The sequence below is a fragment of the Rhizobacter sp. P3_C12 genome (assembly GCF_056402735.1).
Window position 1 is genome coordinate 1 of record NZ_JBFUGW010000380.1, and the last position, 4,737, is coordinate 4,737.

Annotated in this window: 5 protein-coding genes; all 5 read left to right on the forward strand. The window is 66.9% G+C overall.

Annotation, left to right across the window (positions count from 1 at the left end; genetic code table 11):
- Positions 1–1,260, forward strand: a 1,260-nt coding sequence (gene leuC / locus AC1DXV_RS31460) for a 3-isopropylmalate dehydratase large subunit (RefSeq protein WP_477937413.1), incomplete at its 5' end; no start/stop codon positions are given.
- Positions 1,261–1,273: 13 nt separating this feature from the next.
- Complete coding sequence (gene leuD, locus AC1DXV_RS31465) at positions 1,274–1,918, forward strand: 3-isopropylmalate dehydratase small subunit (protein WP_477871063.1); 645 nt, start codon at positions 1,274–1,276, stop codon at positions 1,916–1,918.
- Positions 1,919–1,938: 20 nt separating this feature from the next.
- The gene (gene leuB, locus AC1DXV_RS31470; RefSeq protein ID WP_477871065.1) at positions 1,939–3,018 is read left to right on the forward strand and encodes a 3-isopropylmalate dehydrogenase; all 1,080 of its coding nucleotides are present in this window, start codon (positions 1,939–1,941) and stop codon (positions 3,016–3,018) included.
- A gap of 57 nt (positions 3,019–3,075) precedes the next feature.
- Positions 3,076–4,209, forward strand: a complete 1,134-nt coding sequence (asd, locus tag AC1DXV_RS31475; protein WP_477937415.1) for an aspartate-semialdehyde dehydrogenase — start codon at positions 3,076–3,078, stop codon at positions 4,207–4,209.
- 326 nt (positions 4,210–4,535) lie between these two features.
- The coding region (locus AC1DXV_RS31480; RefSeq protein WP_477937417.1) for a type IV pilus assembly protein FimV at positions 4,536–4,737 on the forward strand (202 nt) is incomplete at its 3' end.

Consider the following 4,737-nt stretch of genomic DNA (forward strand, 5'->3'; position numbering starts at 1 on the left):
GTGTGGCGCCTGTCGGCCAACCTGGCGGTCAGCGACCACAACGTGCCCACCACCGACCGCTCGCACGGCATCGCCGACCCGATCTCGAAGCTGCAGGTCGACACGCTGGACGCCAACTGCGACCGCGTCGGCATCACGCAGTTCAAGATGAACGACAAGCGCCAGGGCATCGTCCACGTGATCGGCCCGGAGCAGGGCGCCACGTTGCCCGGCATGACGGTGGTCTGCGGCGATTCGCACACCTCCACGCACGGCGCGTTCGGCGCGCTGGCGCACGGCATCGGCACCAGCGAGGTCGAGCACGTGCTCGCCACGCAGACGCTGCTGGCGCGCAAGGCGAAGAACATGCTCGTCAAGGTGGACGGCACGCTGGCGCGCGGCTGCAGCGCCAAGGACATCGTGCTGGCCATCATCGGCAAGATCGGCACCGCCGGCGGCACCGGCTACACGATCGAGTTCGCCGGCAGCGCGATCCGTGCGCTCAGCATGGAAGGCCGCATGACGGTGTGCAACATGGCGATCGAGGCGGGCGCCCGCGCCGGCCTGGTCGGCGTCGACGACACCACCATCGCCTACGTGAAGGGCCGCCCGTTCACGCCCAGCGGCCTCGAATGGGACCACGCCGTCGCCTACTGGCGCACGCTGCACACCGATCCGGGCGCGCACTTCGATGCCGTCGTCGAGCTCGACGCGTCTGCCATCCGCCCGCAGGTCACCTGGGGCACCTCGCCCGAGATGGTGCTGTCTATCGACGACCGCGTGCCCGACCCGGACCGCGAGAAGGACAGCGGCAAGCGCGGCGCGATGGAGCGTGCGCTGCAGTACATGGCGCTGGAGCCGAACAAGCCGATCGCCGACATCCTGATCGACAAGGTGTTCATCGGCTCGTGCACCAACTCGCGCATCGAAGACCTGCGCGAGGCCGCGGCCATCGTGCGCCGCATCGGCGGCAAGCTGGCGAAGAACGTCAAGCTGGCGCTGGTGGTGCCGGGCTCGGGCCTCGTCAAGGAGCAGGCCGAGCGCGAGGGCCTGGACGTGATCTTCCGCGGCGCCGGTTTCGAATGGCGCGAGCCGGGCTGCTCGATGTGTCTCGCGATGAACGCCGACCGGCTGGAGCCGGGCGAGCGCTGCGCCTCCACCTCGAACCGCAATTTCGAGGGCCGGCAGGGCGCCGGCGGCCGCACCCACCTGGTGAGCCCGGCGATGGCGGCCGCGGCCGCGATGCAGGGCCATTTCGTCGACGTGCGTCGGCTGTCCTGAAGGAGACCGGACCATGCAAGCCTTCCGCATCCACACCGGCCTGGTCGCCCCGCTCGACCGCGAGAACGTCGACACCGACGCGATCATCCCGAAGCAGTTCCTGAAGTCGATCAAGAAGTCGGGGTTCGGCCCGAACCTGTTCGACGAATGGCGCTACCTCGACCATGGCGAGCCCGGCCAGGATCCGGCCAGCCGCAAGCCCAATCCGGATTTCGTGCTGAACCAGCCGCGCTACCAGGGCGCCTCGGTGCTGGTCACGCGCAAGAACTTCGGCTGCGGCTCGTCGCGCGAGCACGCGCCGTGGGCGCTCGACCAGTACGGCTTCCGCGCCATCATCGCGCCGAGCTATGCCGACATCTTCTTCAACAACTGCTTCAAGAACGGCCTGCTGCCGATTGTGCTGCCCGAGCACGAGGTGAGCCGCCTGTTCGACGAGGTGAACGCCTTCGTCGGCTACCAGCTGACGATCGACCTGGACCGCCAGGTCGTCGAACGGGCAGGCGCAGAGGCGATCCCTTTCGACGTCCAGCCCTTCCGCAAATTCTGTCTGCTCAACGGCTTCGACGACATCGGCCTGACGCTGCGCCATGCCGACAAGATCCGCGCCTTCGAAGCCGAGCGTCTGTTGCAGAAGCCCTGGCTGGCCCAGCGCGTCTGAGATCACAAAGGAACTGATTCGTGAAGATTGCGATCCTGCCGGGTGACGGCATCGGGGTGGAGATCATGGCCGAGGCCGTCAAGGTGCTCGGCTGCCTCGACCTGCGCTTCGAGACCGAGAGCGCCGAGGTCGGCGGCGCGGCCTATGCCGCCCATGGCCACCCGCTGCCCGCGGCGACGCTGGCGCTGGCGAAGGCGGCCGATGCGGTGCTGTTCGGCGCCGTCGGCGACTGGAAGTACGACAAGCTCGAGCGCCACCTGCGCCCGGAGCAGGCCATCCTCGGCCTGCGCAAGAACCTGGAGCTGTTCGCCAACTTCCGCCCGGCGATCTGCTACGAAGAGCTGACGCACGCGTCGACGCTGAAGCCCGAGATCGTGGCCGGCCTCGACCTGCTGATCATCCGCGAGCTGACCGGCGACATCTACTTCGGCCAGCCGCGCGGCCGCCGCCAATCGCCCGACGGCGCCTTCGCCGGTGCCGACGAGGCCTTCGACACGATGCGCTACTCGCGCCCCGAGATCGAGCGCATCGCGCACGTCGCGTTCCAGGCCGCGCGCAAGCGCAACAAGAAAGTGCTGAGCGTCGACAAGGCCAACGTGCTGGAGACCTTCCAGTTCTGGCGCGACGTCGTCACCGAGGTGCATGCGCAGTACCCCGACGTGGCGCTGGAGCACATGTACGTCGACAACGCGGCGATGCAGCTGGTGAAGGATCCGAAGCGGCTCGACGTGATCGTCACCGGCAACATGTTCGGCGACATCCTCAGCGACGAGGCGGCGATGCTCACCGGCTCGATCGGCATGCTGCCGTCGGCCTCGCTGAACGCGAAGAACCAGGGGCTGTACGAGCCCAGCCACGGCTCGGCGCCCGACATCGCCGGCAAGGGCATCGCGAACCCGCTGGCCACCATCCTGTCGGCGGCGATGATGCTGCGCTTCAGCCTCAACCAGGAAGCCGCGGCGCAGCGCATCGAGGCGGCCGTCAAGGCGGTGCTGGCAAAGGGCCTGCGCACCGCCGATATTCACAGTGAAGGCACCACGAAGGTGGGCACGAAGGAGATGGGCGACGCTGTGGTCGCCCACCTGAAAGCGAACGGCTGACGAGACGCTTTTTCGACGCAACCCTTCACGAACGAATTCAACGGACAGGACAGAAAGATGGCAACGAGATTGGTCGGCCTGGTGGGCTGGCGGGGCATGGTGGGGTCGGTGCTGATCGACCGCATGGCGCAAGAGAACGACTTCGAGCTGATCGAGCCGGTGTTCTTCAGCACCAGCAATGCCGGCGGCAAGGCGCCTGCCTACGCGAAGAACGAGACCACGCTGCAGGATGCGAACGACATCGAGGCGCTCAAGCGCTGCGACATCGTCATCACCTGCCAGGGCGGTGACTACACCAACGAGGTCTACCCGAAGCTGCGCAACGCCGGCTGGAACGGGCACTGGATCGATGCGGCATCGTCGCTGCGCATGAAGGACAACGCCGTCATCGTGCTCGACCCGGTCAACATGCCGGTCATCAAGAACGCGCTGGCCGCCGGCCAGCGTGACTGGATCGGCGGCAACTGCACCGTCAGCTGCATGCTGATGGGCGTGGGCGCGCTGTTCAAGGCAGGCCTCGTCGAGTGGATGAGCACCCAGACCTACCAGGCGGCCTCGGGCGGCGGCGCGCAGCACATGCGCGAGCTGCTGACGCAGTTCGGCACGCTGAACGCCGAGGTGCGCCCGCTGCTCGACGACCCGAAGAGCGCGATCCTCGAGATCGACCGCAAGCTCGTCGCGAAGCAGCGCTCGCTTTCCGCAGCGGAGACCGCCAACTTCGGCGTCCCGCTGGCCGGCAGCCTGATCCCGTGGATCGACAAGGATCTCGGCAACGGCATGAGCAAGGAAGAGTGGAAGGGCGAGGCCGAGACCAACAAGATCCTGGGGCAGGGCACGGGCTTCGGCACGCCGGCCATTCCGGTCGACGGCTTCTGCGTGCGCATCGGCGCGATGCGCTGCCACAGCCAGGCGCTGACGTTCAAGCTCAAGAAGGACGTGCCCCTGGCCGACATCGAGGCCTTGATCGCGAACGACAACGCCTGGGTCAAGGTCGTGCCGAACACGCGCGAGGCGACGCTCAAGGACCTGACGCCGGTGTCCGTGACCGGCACGCTGACCATCCCCGTGGGGCGCCTGCGCAAGATGGCGATGGGGCCGGAGTACCTCGGCGCGTTCACGATCGGCGACCAGTTGCTGTGGGGCGCGGCCGAACCGCTGCGCCGCATGCTGCGCATCCTGCTGGGTCAGTGACCGGTGGAAATTTCGTTGGAGTGACAGAGAGTTACCAGTGAAGACGGAGTGTCTTGTTGCGTTGCCATACTGCAACAGGACACTCCCCAGAAGCCCCGAATCCCGTCGCTGGCGGGAACGTCAGCCAATGCATGAGCTTGTCTTCGTATCTAGTTGATGTTATTGTGTTTTCTACTGCGCCTGGGGTGCGTGCTGGTTTCTCAAGAAGAACGACGCCAATCGACGGGAGCCTGTGCACTGCCCGCCACCTCCACTTGGGAGACGCCTTGAAAAGAAATTCGTTGTTCGCTCGCCGCTTTGCTCTGACCGGCGTGGCCATCGCTGCCATGTGTCTGTCTGCCACCAACGCCTGGGCGCTCGGCCTCGGGCGGCTGGCGGTCCAGTCGGCGCTTGGTGAAACCCTTCGCGCGGAAATCGAGGTCACGAGCCTGACGCCCGACGAGGCGTCGAACCTGAACGTGCGCATCGCGCCGCCGGAGTCGTACCGCGCCGCGGGTGTCGACTACAACCAGGTGCTGCCGGCCACGC

Coding starts and splice junctions, on each gene's coding strand:
- leuD (WP_477871063.1), top strand. CDS start 1,274: ATGCAAGCCTTCCGCATCCACACCGGCCTGGTCGCCCCGCTCGACCGC.
- asd (WP_477937415.1), top strand. CDS start 3,076: ATGGCAACGAGATTGGTCGGCCTGGTGGGCTGGCGGGGCATGGTGGGG.